Here is a 16007-nt window from a genome sequence, read left to right as displayed (position 1 = left end):
CATGAGGCGTACTGACGGTTTCGCACTGCCCCTCACGCTCGCCATTCTGGTTGTCACCATGCTGCTCATTCTGTCCACGAGCGTCAGCATGATCAACGACCGCGCCAACGCCGCGAACGACCGCTCCGCTTCCCAGGCCGAGGAAGTCGCCAAGGCCGGATTCACCCAGTACAAGACGATTGCCTTCCAGACCTTCCAGTACTACGTCAAGAACGCTCAGGTCTACGCCACTTCCGCATCCCGATCCGCCCAGTGCGGCAACCTCCTGTCCATCGGTCTGGATTTAGGACGCGACGGCATCGGCGTGAACGGTGACGCCAATGATCTCCTGAGTGGGCAGTCCCGGACCGGGCAGATAGACGTCGGCACAGCCAAGGGCACCTACACGGTGACCTACATCGTCAGTGGTTCCGGTATCGTCTTGCGGTCTATCGGACAGGTGAACGGCGCCAAGGCCACCGTCCAGGGTTTCCTGTCAGGACAGAATTCCAGTGCTTTCTCGAACGCGATCTTCGCCGGCGCGGCCGGTCAGAGTGGAAAGTTCCTCAACGGTTCCGGTGACATCTACGGCTCAATCTACGTAGAAGGTGACCCCGGAAAGGACATCACGCTCGATACAAGTGGCAATTTCGGCATTCACAACTATTACCAGGGCAGCACGCTTCAGACGGTCACTGGCGCCACCCAGACGCAGTTGGAAAAATTCCTGAAGGTTCAGGCTCTGGACCAGAAAGACATGTGCGCCACCGTCCGTGCCCGGTATGGGTCCATCAAGGTAGACGGCGGCTCTACCATCGGTGACAGTACCGCACCAGATGGCTATAAAGGCCTCATGAAAGGGGTATATGCCGGTACCACGGCAACACCGATTTTCAGTGGTGCCAATCAGGTCTATGCTGACTCCACTGGTACCTTTGACCTGGATCCCCCACCGACGATGCCCAAACTCGACGCAGCAGACACGATTGATAAGAGCAAACTGGCTGCGAACGTGCGGGCGGCCTTCCCACTCAGTACCCCGACCTGGCGCCAGGCCATGCAGACGGACGCGGCTCTGAACGGCATTACCGTTACGCGGACGGGTGATAGCGCGGTTGCGGCCCCTGTGCTGACTGGTTGCAACATCGGTGATCTCGTGGCATCGGACGGTAATGGGAACAACGCCAGCAAGAAACTCGTCTTTGGTGAAAAGGCAATCAACTGCACCGATCCGATTACGAACAAAGGATTTAAATACTATAAAAATACGGTCGAGGGTAAGGACTCCTGGATTCTCGATATCAATGGTACGTTTGACATGAAGGGCTGGGACGTTGTGTTCTCGAAGGACATCATCGTTCGCTACGAAGGAAAGTCCACCATGCTGGTTGAACGGAACCTGGCGGGCCAGGGAGGCAACGTCCGGATTGACGGGGATGTCCTGCCGCTGGAAAGCTTCCCCGACAAGTCGGTGCTGGGCATCGTGGCCGAGAATGATCTGACGATCTCCGGCGCGAACCAGAACATCGACGGTGCGCCCACCAAGACGCAGGTCGTGACTGGATTCTTCTACGCCGGGGGCACGGTCAGCGCCGTCAAGGACTCGGTGGTCATGGGGACCATGATGGGGAACGGTTTCGATCTCTCCAACGGAACCAACGGCGGTTCCGCGAGAACACAGGTCTTCCAGGTGCCTGGCCTGGAGTTCAACCTCCCACCAGGAGTAGATGCCCTGAAAAATACCTCCGTTCCTTCGTTCGCTGTTTATAGTTACGAGCGCAAATAGCGCGAGTCGCTGAGGACTTCTCTGGCTGCGGCGGACTGATTCTTTCGGTCCGCCGCAACACATTGCGATCAGAGCGGCTACTTCGCTCACAGCGAATTCTGACACTTAAGGCGATAGCGATCTGGCAGGCGAAGTGCGCTATGGTGTGCTCAGTACACACGATCTGCTCTGTTCAGGGCAGAATAGAGGGAGTATGGCGAGAACCAAGACAAAAACCGAGGCAGCCCCCACGACCCCCAACCCCTACCGGACGTTCGACGCGCTGATGGCCACGGCCGCCGTGGACAGTCAGATTGAAGCGCTCGCGGAGAGCGGCGCCGACCGGGCCACGCTCGATCAGGCCCTCACGCAGGCCCTTCAGGACGCCCAGCGCCGCTGGGGCCTGGGTCTGCATCACCTGACCCACGCCGCGCAGACGGACGGCGAGGACATCACGCTCCTCGTGGACGCCCGGCCCATCGCGCGACTGAGCGAGGGCTCGGCCCCCCTGGCGGACGCGTACAGCACCATGCGCGCCACTGACGAGACCGGCCTGAGCCTCTGGGGCGCCCTGCCCGACGGTCACCGCGTGCCTGCCGACGCGCCCGCCGCCCGCCTGAAAGTCCTGATCGAGGACGCCCGGGACTTCGAGACGCTCTGGACGCCGGCCAGGGGAGACGCGCACCACCGCACCTGGCGCAGCGGCGACACCCTGTACGTGGAAGTCGCGCGGCCCGCCAGCGCTGAGGCGGCCCTGTCGGACGCGGCGTGGGACGTCATCACCAGCATCAGGGACCGCGTCTTCCAGCGTGAACTGATGCGCCGCAGCGAGGAGGTGGGCATGCTCGGCGCCCTGCTCGGCGCGCGGCACGCGGGCGCGCGCAGCAACCTCAACCTGCTGCCCGACGCGCACTTCACCGTGCAGGCGACCGTGCACACGGCGCAGGGACCCGACGCGCGCAACGCCGAGACGCACCGCGCGCTGCTCCGGGCCGCCAGCGCAGAACTTGACGAACTTCAGTCGCACATGACCAAGCAACTGGCCACCGTGCTCCGGCACGGCCTGAACAACCGCTGAGATCCGGCCCCGCGCACCGGGCGGAATGCCAGAATGCGCGGGTGACGATCACCCTGGGCCTTGATCTGGGCGGCAGCCGCAGCAAGTGGCACGCCACGCATGACGACGCGACGCAGACCAGCGGCAGCGCCCCGCCCCTCACCGCCGCGCTGCTGGGCACCGCGCAGGGCCGCGAGAACCTCCGCGCGCTCGTGGCTGACCTGCCGGGTCGGCCGCGGGCCGTTCACGCTGGCCTGCCCGGTTACGGAGCAGGCCGTCCGGACGCCGCGGCCATTCAGGCCCTGCTGGCTGATGCCTTCGGGGTGCCTGCCACCCAACTCGTTGTGGAGAGCGACATCGAACTGGCGTACCGCGCGCACTTCCAGCCGGGCGAGGGCGTCTTAGTGTACGCCGGCACGGGCAGCGTGGCCTGTCACCTGACCCCGGATGGCCAGCTGCTCCGCGCGGGGGGGCACGGGTATCACATTGATGATGACGGGGCCGGTTACGCTCTGGGCCGCGCTGCGCTGCGCTGGCTGACCCGGCACCTCGACCGCAACGAGGAGCCCGCTGGCGCGCTGGCCACCGAGATGCGCGCTCTGACCAGCGCGCTCGACTGGGACACGGTGCGTCACTTCACGTACGGCACGCCGGGCGCCTCGGCGGTCGCTTCACTTGCCCCGGCCGTGGGCCGGGCTGCTGATCAGGGTGATCCGGTGGCGCTGGGCATCCTCACTCAGGCGGCGGCGGTGCTGGCAGATCTGGCGCAGACCGTGCAACACCAGCTTCCCCGGGCCATCCCTGTTGTGGTGACTGGCGGTTCCCTCCGCGTGAGCCCACTGTTCGGGCAGGCTGTGCAGCAGGCCGTGCCGGGCGCCGCCGTGCGGTTTCAGGATCATGCCCGGGCGGCGGCTCAACTGGCTGAACGCCTGATCCCTGCTCACTCCTGACCGACGTTGATTGGGGCGGAGGCCACTTGCCGTACGTGTGAGGGGCCGGGGCGTGACGCCCGACGTTCGGTTGTATAGATCACTGAACCGGGCGTTGTAAGGATTGAGAAAGTCCTAAACCTGTTCAAGTGCCTTGAAATGGCTCCGAATGGACCCCAGATGTGAGGTTGAGCTGGGGTAGCGGCGCGGTGGCCCGCAGAGACGTGGACTACAGCTCTGCCACAAGATTTAGCCGGCGGTCTTCACACTGCAGCTATGTGATAGCCGTGCATGGGAGTCTGGTCTACCGTGAGGGGAGAAAGTCCGTTCCTGCGGTGGTTCACACCTTTCTGGGCGCGTTTATGAACAGCAGCTTAACGGTGTACACTCAGGCGCGATAAATCTAAGGAGCCGAAACCTATGCGGAGATCCCTCACCTGCGCCACCCTCACCATCAGCCTCCTCAGTGCCTGCTCCATGACCGTGACCCCTACCGCGACGGTCGCTCACCCTGACACCCTACTCACGGTTCCGGTGACGGCCGGCACCTCTGACGCGACGCTCGCGCAGCAGTACGGCGGGACCGTCGAGTACCGCACGGCTACCTTCGCCGTGCTGAGCGGCGCGCACGCGACTCCGCTCGCCGCAGCCAGCCGCCGCGTGGAGAAAAACGAGCAGAGCGTGGCCATCCCGCAGGGCGCCACGCACAGCAGCGGCGACAAGATCTGGGCGACGGGTATCACCACCTGGGCCAGCGGCGACAAGATCTGGGCCACGTCTCTGTACAACTTCGGCCAGCAGACCGGGAACGGCTGGAACGGCCCCCTCTTCACGCTGTTCCCGCAGAACTCGCAGGAGTTCGTGAACCTGGGAGTGCCCCAGGCGCAGCTGAGCCCGAACTACCAGGGCAGCCCCGTGATTGCCGTCATTGACGGACCCATGGACACCGCTCACCCGGCCCTGGCGGACTCCATGGTGAACCCCGCTGATTGGTTCGACTTCGCCTCGAATGACGCTCAGCCCACCACGGAACCGGTTACCGAGAGCAGCGGCGCGTACGGACACGCGACGGGCGTCGCAGGCGTCGCGCTGCAGATCGCTCCGAAAAGCCGGATCATGCCCGTTCAGGTGCTCGCGCCGGACGGCACCGGGTATCTGCTCGACCTCGTCAAGGGCATCCTGTGGGCCGTGGATCACGGCGCTGACGTCATCAACCTCAGCGTCGGCACGGACCTGGATTCCCCATCCCTGCGGGCCGCTCTGGAATACGCGCAGCGCAAGGGTGTCGACGTGGCCGCCGCCGCCGGGAACTCCGGCAGTGAGGACCTGGATTACCCGGCCGCGTACCTGTCCACGACGGGTGCGGGCGTCGCGGTGGCCAGTGTGAACGCGCAGTCCCAGCCCAGTGCGTTCACGTCCACTTCTGACACTGACCTGCTGTTCGCGCCCGGGGAGTCCATCCGGTCTCTGTACCCGGACGGACGGGAAGCCAGCTGGACCGGCACGTCCTTCAGCACGCCCATGGCAGCCGCCGCGCTCGCCATGCTGCGCGGCCAGCCCGGCACGCAGGCGGCGCGCGTGAACGACCTGTTCACCCTGGGCCAGACTCTGGATTCGGCGCACCCCACCTGGAAGAAGCTGAACTTGTTCCATCTGCTGGACTGACCGTGCCTGTGGTGCTCCCGCCCTCATGGCATGAACTGCTCGACCACATCCGCTCTCAGCCTGGGGACGCGGCCCTGACCGCCCTGAACAGCTTCGCCTTCGACGCCTTGCCCGACGAGTGCTTCTACTTCGCGCAGGCCCTGTACCACCGGATTCACAGTGACCTGGGTCAGGCGGAACAGGCCATCGCGCGCGCGCTGGAAGCCTCAGCCATCCGGGGCAACACCGCCATCTATTCAGACAGCCTGCTGCTTCAGTCGTTCGTCAGTTACTCCCGGTTTGACAGCGCCGCGGCCTTCGAGGCGCTGCGCCGGGCCCAGCAGATCAAGAGTGAGATCGGTGACGTGACCGGGCAGATCAAGATCCTGTGCAACCTGGCCAACCTGGCCATCAGTCAGCAGAAGCTGAGCGAGGCCCGGGAAGCGCACCAGCAGGCCAGCGCGCTCTATCACAGCCTGCCCGTCACAGAGCAGGACGCGCTGCTGGAGCTGTACCTGCTGAACATTGACGGGCTCATCCTTGAGCAGCTCGGGGATTACCAGGCGGCCGCGCAGTCCTACCGGTTCGGCCTGATCAAATCCACCGAGGCTGGCCTGGACAAACTGGAGGTCAGTTTCGGCCTGAACTACTACGAGGCCCTGGCGAGCCTGCCCGAGCACGCCGCTGACCCGGAGTTGTTTCAGCGGTTTGAGGAGTTCCTGGGTCGCCGGCACGTGCGGGAGTCGGTGCAGCAGTCGCTTGCCCCAGCCCGCATCTACCGGGCCATGGGCAACTCGGACGCGGCGCTGCAGTACGCGCTGGCGATGGTGCAGGGCGCGCGCGTGCAGGGCAACGCGTCCCTGGAGCTGGAGGCGACCGTGGAGGTCGCCCGTGCCGCGACGTCCAGTCAGCTGATCGAGAAGCCCGAGGTTATCAACGTGCTGGCCATGGCCAAGAAGAGCCAGCGGCTGCCGGAAGCGCTGACCATCCTGAAATTCATCGTGAATGACCCGCGCTTCACGGAAGAGGAGCGGCTCAACGTCTACTACCCGGAACTGGTCGAGGTGCAGCAGACGATCTTCGACGCCGTCCGGGACCAGGCCGTGCAGAACCTGACCCGTCAGGCCGGAATTGAGAACGCCCGCCGGATCGCCCAGTACGAGCAGGAACTGAGGTTCCAGGCGGAGAAGACCATTCAGCGGCAGATTGAGGAACTGGAGCGCGGGCGGCTGTTCGACGCGCTGACGGGCCTGCCCAACCGCGTGATGCTGCTCGCGCAGGTGGCGCAGCAGGTGCGGGCGCCGGCCGAGCCGTTCGCGCTGCTGACCCTGGACCTCAACCGCTTTCAGCTGATCAACGACACGTACGGTCATGACTTTGCCGATGAGGTGCTGCGGATCGTGGCGCAGCGCCTGCAGCACCTGCTGCTGCCAGGTGAACTGGTCGCCCGGGTGGGCGGTGACGAGTTTGCCCTGCTGCTGACCGTGCGGGAGGACCTGCGCGTCCGGGCGGACGAGGTGGTCCGCGCGGTAGCCCGCCCGATCAAGTACGCCGATCAGGTCGTGAGGATCTCCGGCTCGGCCGGCGCCGCGTGCTGGCCTCAGGATGCCAGTGACGGCGAAGCGCTCCGCCGCGCCTCCGAACTGGCCCTGCTGGACGCCAAGACCCACGGTGAGGTCATGACGTTCTTTGACGCCAAAGCGCACGCCCACGCGGGCCTGGAAGGAGACCTGGCGCGCGCCCTGGACCGCGGCGAGTACGAACTGCACTTCCAGCCGCTGGTGAACACGCAGGCGCAGCGCGTCGTGAGTGCCGAGGCGCTGCTGCGCTGGAACAGCTCTGAACACGGCCTGCAGTTTCCCGGGACGTTCATGCCAATCCTGGAACGCGGGGATCACATCGTGGAGGTGGGCGCCTGGGTGCTGCGCGAAGCGTGCCGCGCCGCCCAGGGATGGGGGGGCGTGCGGGTCGCGGTGAACCTCTCCGCGCGGCAGTTTGCAAGCCCGGACCTGCTGGACACCGTCCGCTCGGCCCTGCGGGAGTCCGGACTGGCGCCGCAACTGCTTGAACTGGAGGTCACGGAGAGCCTGATGATGCTCAACCCCGAGCGGACCGCCAGAATCCTGTCTGCCCTGCGGGACGACGGTATTCACGTCATGCTGGACGACTTCGGGACGGGGTACAGCAGCCTGGCGTACCTGTCGCAGTTCCCGCTCAGCGGCCTGAAGGTGGACCGCACCTTCGTGCAGCAGATGATGCGGGAGCCGCGCGGCCCGAGCGCCGCGATCGTCCGGGCGATGGTCAGCCTCAGCCGGGACCTGGGCCTGGAACTCGTGGCGGAGGGCGTGGAAACCCTGAATGACGTCGAGACCCTGAGCGGCGAAGGCATTCAGGTCATGCAGGGCTACTACTTCGCGCGGCCCACCCGGGACTGGAAACCCCTGAATTTCACCGCCAGTTCGCGCCCGACGCCCTGAGGGCGCCAGATGACAAGGTCCGGGAGGTGATCGGCGACGGCCGGTTGCACCTTCCGGCGCACCTGTGGTCTGCCCGGCCACCGACAGGGACGCCGGGAGGTCCAGGGTGGGCGTTCATCACGCCTCCTGGACCTCCCGGTTCCGGTCCTCTGCGGTCAGCGCAGCACGTATCCCTGCGCGACGTCGGTGTAGGCGCGGACCTGTTCGGCCTGCCACGCCTGGTCCCGGCCGAGTTCCTCCGCGAGGATCGCGGCGACGCGGGGCGCGGCCTCGATGCTGGCCTGCGCGTTCAGGAGCAGGGCGCGCAGGCGGCGGGACAGGACGTCCTCGGCGGTGCGGGCCTGCTCGGCGCGGGCGGCCCAGCGGACCTCCGCCTCGGTGTACGGGAGGTCCTGGTGGATCTTCTGGTTCGCGCCGGGCAGCGCCTGCACGCGCTCGGCGTCCGTGCCGTACACCTTCCAGTGATCCGGAAGGTCCTGGGTAGTCGCGCCGTGCAGTTTCAGCCCGGCCGTGAGGCTCAGGCGTTCGGGCAGTCCGGCCTGCGCGGCGGCGCGGTTGACGGTGTCCTCGCCCATGCGGCGGTAGGTGGTCCACTTGCCGCCGGTCAGGGTGATCAGGCCGCCGTCGCTGATGCGGATGACGTGGTCGCGCGACAGGCTCTTGGTGTCGGTGCCCTCGGCGGCCTTCACCAGGGGACGCAGGCCCACGTACACGCTGCGGACGTCCGCGCGGGTGGGGGCGGGGTCCATGTACTGCGCGGCGGTGCGCAGGATGAAGTCGATCTCCTCGGGCAGCGCGCGGGGTTCGAGGCTCGTCTCGGGCACGGGGGTGTCGGTGGTGCCGATCACGACGTGATCGTGCCAGGGCACGGCGAACAGCACGCGGCCGTCGTCGGTGCGGGGCACCATGATGGCGCTGTCCCCGGGCAGGAAGCGGCGGTCCACGACGACGTGCACGCCCTGGCTGGGGGAGAGCATGGGTTTGACGTCGCTGCGTTCCATGCGGCGGATGTCGTCCACGAACACGCCGGTGGCGTTCACGACGGCCCTGGCGCGGACCTCGTGTTCCTGTCCGGTCTCGTCGTCGCGGAAGCGGGCGCCGACGACGCGGCCCCCGTCCTTGAGCAGCCCCACGACGGGCGCGTGGTTCAGCGCGACGCCGCCGTGGTCTTCCAGGCTGCGCAGCAGCGTGATCGCCAGCCGGGAATCATCGAACTGCCCGTCGAAGTAGAGGATGCCGCCTTTCAGGCCACTCTGCTTCAGGGTGGGCGTGCGCGCCAGGGCCTGCGCCTTGTTCACGTAGCGGCTGGGCTGGAGGTTCAGCTTGCCGGCCAGCAGGTCGTACATCTTCAGGCCGATGCCGTAGAAGGGCGCGGCCCACCACTTGTACGCGGCGATCAGGAAGCCCAGGTCGCGCACGAGGTGTGGGGCGTTGCGCTTGAGCAGGCCGCGTTCGTGCAGCGCCTCGCGGACCAGGGAGACGTTGCCCTGCGCGAGGTAGCGCACGCCGCCGTGCACGAGTTTGGTGGAGCGGCTGCTGGTGCCCTTGGCGTAGTCGTGTGCTTCGAGCAGCAGGGTGCGGTAGCCGCGGGTGGCGGCTTCCAGGGCGGTGCCCAGGCCGGAGGCGCCCCCCCCGATGACGAGGAGGTCCCAGGATTCAGGGGTGGTGGCGGCGGTCAGGGCGTCTTGGCGGGGGTCTTGGGTGGTCATGAAGTCATCCTTCCTTCCGGTGGGAGAGAATCAACCGTTTGAACATATGTTCGCATAAGATGAACGTTTGTTCAGTAGATTGGGCTACACCGTCCCTTGAGGACCGGAACGACGCGGCCGGAGCGCTGGCCTGCGCCAGATCCGGCCACGTCCTTAGCTCAGGGAATGGGCGCTCAGCGTTCGTCTTCCCAGTCGCGGGCGCGGCTGACCGCCTTCTTCCAGCGGGCCATCAGGCGCTTACGCTCGCCTGCCTCCATCTGCGGCTCGAAGCGCTTGCCTTCCTGCCACTGCCCGGCAATCTCGGCCGTGCTCTGCCAGTACCCCACGGCCAGGCCCGCCAGGTACGCGGCGCCCAGCGCGGTCGTCTCGGTCACTTTGGGCCGCACGACCGGCACGCCCAGGATGTCCGCCTGGAACTGCATCATCAGGTCGTTGTTGCTGGCCCCGCCGTCCACGCGCAGTTCCTTCAGGGGCGCGCCCGCGTCCTTCTGCATGGCTTCGAGCAGCTCGGCCGACTGGTAGGCCACGCTCTCCAGCGCGGCGCGCGCGATGTGCGCCTTGGTCGTGCCGCGCGTGATGCCCACCATCGTGCCGCGCGCGTAGCTGTCCCAGTACGGCGCGCCCAGACCCACGAACGCCGGCACCAGCATCACGCCCTCGCTGCTGTCCACCGTGCGGGCCAGAGCCTCAACCTCGCCGCTGTCACGGATGATGCCCAGCCCGTCGCGCAGCCACTGCACCACGGCCCCCGCGATGAACACGCTGCCTTCCAGCGCGTAGGTGCGCTGCCCGTCCAGCTGCCACGCCACGGTGGTCAGCAGCTTGTTCTGGCTGGGCACGGCCTCCTGCGCGGTGTTCATCAGCATGAAGCAGCCGGTGCCGTAGGTGTTCTTCGCCATGCCCTTTTCCAGGCAGGCCTGCCCGAAGGTCGCGGCCTGCTGGTCCCCGCCGATCCCGGCGATGGGAATCCGCGCGCCCAGCAGCCCCTCGGCGGTCTGGCCGTACACCTCGGAGGAGTTGCGCACCTCGGGCAGCACGCTGCGCGGCACGTTCAGGATGCTCAGCAGCTCGTCGTCCCACTCGCCGATGTGGATGTTGTACAGCAGGGTGCGGCTGGCGTTCGTGGCGTCCGTGATGTGCAGCTCGCCGCCCGTCAGGTTGTACACCAGCCAGGAGTCGATGGTCCCGAAGGCCAGTTCGCCCTTCTCGGCGCGTTCGCGGGCGCCCTCGACGTTGTCGAGCAGCCACCTGACCTTCGTGCCGCTGAAGTACGCGTCGAGCACCAGTCCGGTCTTCTGCTGGAAGGTCGCCTCGTGCTGCGCGCGGATCTCGTCGCAGTAGGGCGCGGTGCGGCGGTCCTGCCACACGATCGCGTTGTGGATGGGCCGCCCGGTCTGCCGGTCCCAGATCAGCGTGGTCTCGCGCTGGTTGGTGATGCCGATCGCGGCGACGTCGGACGCGCGGATGCCCGCCTTAGACAGCGCCTCCTGCGCCACGCCGATCTGCGTGCTCCAGATTTCGGTCGCGTCGTGCTCGACCCAGCCGGGGCGGGGGAAGATCTGCCGGAATTCCTTCTGCCCAACCGCCTTGATGTCCCCGGCGTGGTCGAAGACGATGGCGCGGCTGCTGGTGGTGCCCTGGTCGAGCGCGAGAATGTATTTCTGCTGGGTCATGGGTGACTACCTCCGGGATGGTGAACGGGGTCGGGTGTGGCGTGCGCCTCAGCGCTGGTGTTCGGCGTTGTAGGCGGGGTCGGCGCCCTTGACGCCCGGCAGGGCTTCCCCGGCGCGCAGCAGGGGCTTCCCGATGAACGTGTCGTAGATCAGGGCGCCCACGATGGCGCCCACGATGGGCCCGATGACCGGCACCAGCCACACGCCGTTCTCGAAGCCTGTGTTCCTGAACCCGGCGACCAGCGCGAACAGGCGCGGGCCCAGGTCACGGGCGGGGTTGATGGCGTAGCCGTGCATGCCGCCGAAGCTCATGCCGATCGCCATGACCACGAACGCCACAGCCAGCGCGCCCCAGGCGGCGCCCGCGGCGTTGTTCAGCTTGTCGCCGATGGCCAGGATCAGGCCCATAAGCAGCGCGGTGCCCACCACCTGATCAATGAAGCCGGGCCAGAAGCCGGGCACGGCGGGGAAGGTGCTGAAGATTCCCGTGGTGTTGGCCAGCCCCGGGTCGAAGCCCAGCCACTTGGCGTGGTACACCGCGAATACGATGGCGGCGCCCAGGAACGCGCCGATGAACTGCCCGGCGATGTAGTGCGGCGCCTTGGCCCACGGGAAGCGGCCGGTGACGGCCAGGGCGATGGTCACGGCCGGGTTCAGGTGCGCGCCGCTGATCGTGCCGGAGATGAAGATGCCCATCAGGACGGCGAAGCCCCAGCCGAGCGTGATGTTGGTGTAGCCGCCATTGACGATCTGCCCCGGGATGCTGGGGTTGGTCGACTGGAACAGCACGACCATGGCGACGACGCCACAGCCGAACAGGATGAGCACCATGGTGCCCAGCAGTTCGGCCATGAATTCCTGCGAGGGTTTGAATGTCATGGAAGACCCCTTGTGGTCGGGAAGGTGACCCACGGGAGCGGGCAGGGCGCGCCCCCGGGCGGGCCGGGCGGGTAGGGGACGCAGCCAGATGCCGCGCGGGCCGGGTTGTTGATGCGGGTATCATCACCAAGCATTGAACGAATGTCAAGCAACCGTGAACATTTGTTCAAAGTTGGATGTGCCGTGCCCAGACGCAGACCATCCACACGCTCCGCTCCGTCCGGCCCGGGCGGTATGCTCGGACACGTGACCGAACCCACCCCGGACGACACCGCGGCGCACGCCGTGCAGGTCGCCCGCCTCTACTACCATCAGGGCCTCACCACGGACGCCATCGCCCGCGAACTGGGCCTCTCGCGCCCCAAGGTCAGCCGCCTGCTCACCCTGGCGCGCCGCACCGGACTGGTCGAGATCCGCATCCATGACCCCCAGGCCCAGCCGCAGGGCCTCGAAGCGCAGCTGCGCGACCGCTACCCCTTCCTGCACCCCCAGGTCGTCAGCGTTCCCCCGGGCAGCCCCGAGAACATCTGGCTGGAACGCGTCGCCGTGGCTGCCGCCCACCTGCTCGGGCAGGTCCTGCGCCCCGGACAGACCGTCGGCCTCGCCTGGGGCACCACCCTGGACGCCGTCTCCCGCGCCCTGACGCCCCGGTCCATCACGAACCTCCAGTTCGTGCAGCTCAACGGCAGCGCCAACGCCCTGGACTTCATGAGCGGCTTCGTGACCGACACCATCACCCGCTTCGCCGCGAACTACGGCGCGCGCGCGCACCTGTTCCCGGTCCCCACCTTCTTCGACGATCCCGCCACCCGCGCCGCCATGTGGCGCGAACGCAGCGTGCAGCACGTCCTGGAGCTCCAGGACCGCGCCGACGTGCTGCTGTACTCGGTCGGCGCGGCCAGTGCGCAGGTGCCCAGCCACGTGTACGCCGCCGGGTACCTCGACGACACGGACCTCGCGCAGCTGCGCGCGCAGGGCGTCGCGGGGGACATCGCCACCGTCTTCTTCCGCGAGGACGGCAGCTACCAGGGGCTGCCCATCAACGCCCGCAGCAGCGGCCCGGACCTGGGCCTCACCCGCCGCGCGCAGCACGCCATCTGCGTGGTCAGCGGGCTGGGCAAGGTCCAGGCGCTGCGCGCCGCCCTGCGCGGGGAACTCATGACCACGCTGGTCATCGACGAGGTCACCGCCCGTACCCTCCTGGGCCTGCCCGACCCCCACTGAGCGGGCAGTGGCGGGTTATGCCAGTCCGCTGGTCTGGACCCGTTCCGGCCCCCGGAAGCGCCGCAGGCGCAGGGCGTTGCTGAGGACCAGCACGCTGGACAGTCCCATCGCGGCAGCGGCCAGCACGGGGCTGAGCTGCCAGCCCAGCAGCGGGAACAGCGCGCCCGCCGCGACCGGAATGAGCAGCACGTTGTACCCGAACGCCCACAGCAGGTTCAGGCGGATGTTCGCCAGCGTGGCGCGGCTCAGGCGCCGGGCAGTGGGCACGCCGCGCAGATCACCACTCATGAGAATCACGTCGGCACTCTCGGCCGCGACGTCCGTGCCGGTCCCGATGGCGACGCCCACATCCGCCTGCGCCAGCGCGGGCGCGTCGTTGATGCCGTCCCCGACGAACGCCACGCGGGTCCCGCCGGCCTGCAGTTCCTGCACGGTCCGCTGCTTGTCCTCGGGCAGCACCTCCGCGCGCACCTCGTCGATGCCCAGCTGCCGCGCCACGGCGTGCGCCGTCCGCTGGTGATCGCCGGTGACTATCACCACCCGCAGGCCCGCGTCCCTGAGCGCCTGCACGGCCTCCAGACTGCCGGCTTTTAGGGGATCGACCGCCGTGACCAGCGCCGCCAGCTGCCCATTCACGGCCGCGAACATCGGCGTGTGCCCCGCGTCCGCCAGGGCCTGCGCTTCGGCGGCCACAGCGCTGATGTCCACACCCAGCCGGCTCATGAACCGGTCCGCGCCCACCTGCACGCGCAGGCCGTCCACGAGCCCCTGCACGCCAAAGCCCGGCACGGCCTGCACGTCCTGTGCCGCCGGAAGGTTCAGGCCCTCGCTGCGGGCGGCCTCCACGATCGCCCGGGCGACCGGATGTTCACTGCTGGCCTCCACGCTCCCGACGACACGCAGCACGTCCCCGCGCGTCCAGGGCGCCACGGCCCGCACCTCTCCCAGCGTGGGGCGCCCCTGCGTGAGGGTGCCGGTCTTATCCAGCGCCACGACCTGCGCGTCCTGCAGGCCCTCCAGCGCCGCGCCACTGCGGAACAGCACGCCCAGCTCCGCCGCGCGGCCCGTGCCGACCATCACGCTCGTGGGGGTCGCCAGGCCCATCGCGCAGGGGCACGCGATGATCAGCACCGCGACCGTACTGACCAGCGCGCGCGGCAGGGCGTCCGGCCCGCCGGCCAGCAGCCAGGCCATGAAGGTGAGGGCCGCGATGACCAGCACGGCCGGCACGAACACGGCCACCACGCGGTCCGCGAGGCCCTGGATGGGCGGCTTGCTGCCCTGCGCCCGCTCGACCAGGCGGATGATGCCCGCCAGGGCCGTGTCCGCGCCGACGCGCGTGGCCCGCAGGTGCAGCGCGCCCGTGCCGTTCAGGGTGCCGCCCGTCAGCTCCGCGCCCGCCTCCTTGTGCACGGGGACGCTCTCGCCCGTCAGCATGCTCTCGTCCACGAAGGACGAGCCCCGCTCGACCACGCCGTCCACCGGGATCTTCTCGCCGGGTCGCACCAGAATCTCGTCCCCGACCCGCACGGCCGCCAGAGGCAGGTCCTGCTCGGTGCCGCCGCGCAGCACGTGCGCAACCGGCGGCTGGAGGTTCAGCAGCGCGCGCATCGCGTCACTGGAGCGCCCCTTGGCGACCGCCTCGAAGTACTTGCCGAGCAGCACCAGCGTGATCACCACGCCGGACGCCTCGTAGTACACGTGCCGCGTGCCCGGCGGGAACAGGTCGGGCGCCAGGGTCACGAGCAGGCTGTAGCCGAACGCAGCGGTGGTGCCGATCATCACCAGGGAATTCATGTCCGGACTGCGGTGGCGCAGCGCGGCCCAGCCCAGCCGGTAGAAGCGCCGGCCCGGACCGAACTGCACGGGCGCCGCCAGCAGCAGCATCAGGACGTTCAGGCTGCGTTCCCCCAGCGTGCTCATCAGCCACATGTGCAGCGGCATGATCAGCATGGGTGCCATGGCCAGCAGCAGCAGCGGCACGGCGAACGCGGCGCTGAACGTCACCGCGCGGCGCAGGGAACGCACCTCTGCCGCACGGGGATTCTCCGCCACTTCTGCTTCCGCGTCCGCCACGCTGTACCCGGCGTCCACCACGGCGGCGCGCAGGGTGTCCGGCGTGACCGACTGGGGCAGGTAGCGGACGCTGGCCCGCTCGGTGGCGAGGTTCACGCTGGCCGAGAGGACCCCCGGCGTGCGGTTCAGGGCCCGCTCGACCCGGCCGGAGCAGTTCGCGCAGGTCATGCCGCCCACCCCGAACTCCAGGTCAGCGGTAGCCGGTTCGTACCCGGCGCTGCGGACGGTGTTCACGAGGTCCTGCGGCGTGACGTGCGCGGGGTCGAAGGTGACGGTGGCGCGTTCAGTGGCCAGGTTTACGGTGGCGTCTTCGACGCCGCTCAAGCGTTTGAGGCTGCGTTCGACCCGCGCCGTGCAGCTGGCGCAGGTCATACCGCCCACCCCGAGTTCCATTGTCTGACTCATGCTGTCTCCTATCCCCCCCGGGGGGGTATCCACGAGAAGCATAAGCCTTTCAGCCGAAGCCGACAAGCCCATGTCCCCCGGAACGGTGGCATTGACGCACTCATGACGCAGCGAGGCGTTGACCCACACGTCCTGATGTCCTGTGTTGTGGGCAGGTCGCCCCAGTCGCTTCAGGCAGCCGGGCGCCGCC

General features: G+C 67.9%; 10 protein-coding genes. 6 read left to right on the top strand and 4 right to left on the bottom strand.

The genetic code is table 11. The features are described from left to right. Window position 1 precedes the first annotated feature (1 nt). The 5 genes from IEY63_RS09510 to IEY63_RS09490 all read left to right on the top strand — a co-directional run bounded on the left by IEY63_RS09510 (window position 2) and on the right by IEY63_RS09490 (window position 7851). On the top strand, window positions 2-1765 hold the full coding sequence (locus IEY63_RS09510) for a hypothetical protein (protein WP_189068761.1): 1764 nt from the start codon (window positions 2-4) through the stop codon (window positions 1763-1765). Window positions 1766-1958: 193 nt separating this feature from the next. Further along, complete coding sequence (locus IEY63_RS09505) at window positions 1959-2822, top strand: DNA repair protein (protein WP_189068760.1); 864 nt, start codon at window positions 1959-1961, stop codon at window positions 2820-2822. A 41-nt stretch (window positions 2823-2863) separates the two neighbouring features. Then, a complete protein-coding gene (locus tag IEY63_RS09500; RefSeq protein WP_189068759.1) occupies window positions 2864-3751 on the top strand; it encodes an N-acetylglucosamine kinase in 888 nt (295 codons plus the stop codon). A gap of 399 nt (window positions 3752-4150) precedes the next feature. Next, a complete protein-coding gene (locus IEY63_RS09495) occupies window positions 4151-5395 on the top strand; it encodes a S8 family serine peptidase (RefSeq protein ID WP_189068758.1) in 1245 nt (414 codons plus the stop codon). Between the two features lie 2 nt (window positions 5396-5397). Further along, window positions 5398-7851, top strand: coding sequence for a bifunctional diguanylate cyclase/phosphodiesterase (locus tag IEY63_RS09490; RefSeq protein ID WP_189068757.1), 2454 nt, complete (start codon window positions 5398-5400; stop codon window positions 7849-7851). Between the two features lie 155 nt (window positions 7852-8006). Here IEY63_RS09490 and IEY63_RS09485 read toward each other — a convergent pair whose 3' ends face one another. The 3 genes from IEY63_RS09485 to IEY63_RS09475 all read right to left on the bottom strand — a co-directional run bounded on the left by IEY63_RS09485 (window position 8007) and on the right by IEY63_RS09475 (window position 12112). Beyond that, window positions 8007-9560, bottom strand: coding sequence for a glycerol-3-phosphate dehydrogenase/oxidase (locus IEY63_RS09485; RefSeq protein WP_189068756.1), 1554 nt, complete (start codon window positions 9558-9560; stop codon window positions 8007-8009). Window positions 9561-9733: 173 nt separating this feature from the next. Then, window positions 9734-11233: a glycerol kinase GlpK gene (gene glpK, locus IEY63_RS09480; protein WP_189068755.1), complete on the bottom strand. Its 1500-nt coding sequence runs from the start codon at window positions 11231-11233 to the stop codon at window positions 9734-9736. A 48-nt stretch (window positions 11234-11281) separates the two neighbouring features. Further along, window positions 11282-12112, bottom strand: coding sequence for an MIP/aquaporin family protein (locus IEY63_RS09475; protein ID WP_189068754.1), 831 nt, complete (start codon window positions 12110-12112; stop codon window positions 11282-11284). A 246-nt stretch (window positions 12113-12358) separates the two neighbouring features. On the opposite strand from IEY63_RS09475, the gene IEY63_RS09470 reads away from it, so the two are divergent. Then, the gene (locus IEY63_RS09470) at window positions 12359-13336 is read left to right on the top strand and encodes a sugar-binding transcriptional regulator (RefSeq protein ID WP_229784609.1); all 978 of its coding nucleotides are present in this window, start codon (window positions 12359-12361) and stop codon (window positions 13334-13336) included. Between the two features lie 15 nt (window positions 13337-13351). Here the strand turns inward: IEY63_RS09470 and IEY63_RS09465 are convergent, their stop codons facing one another. Further along, the gene (locus IEY63_RS09465) at window positions 13352-15817 is read right to left on the bottom strand and encodes a heavy metal translocating P-type ATPase (protein WP_189068752.1); all 2466 of its coding nucleotides are present in this window, start codon (window positions 15815-15817) and stop codon (window positions 13352-13354) included. Window positions 15818-16007 lie beyond the last annotated feature (190 nt).

Origin of the sequence: Deinococcus radiotolerans, assembly GCF_014647435.1 — a bacterium.
GTDB lineage: Bacteria > Deinococcota > Deinococci > Deinococcales > Deinococcaceae > Deinococcus > Deinococcus radiotolerans.
The sequence above is the reverse complement of the archived record's forward strand: the minus strand, read 5'-3'. Positions and strand labels throughout refer to the sequence as shown.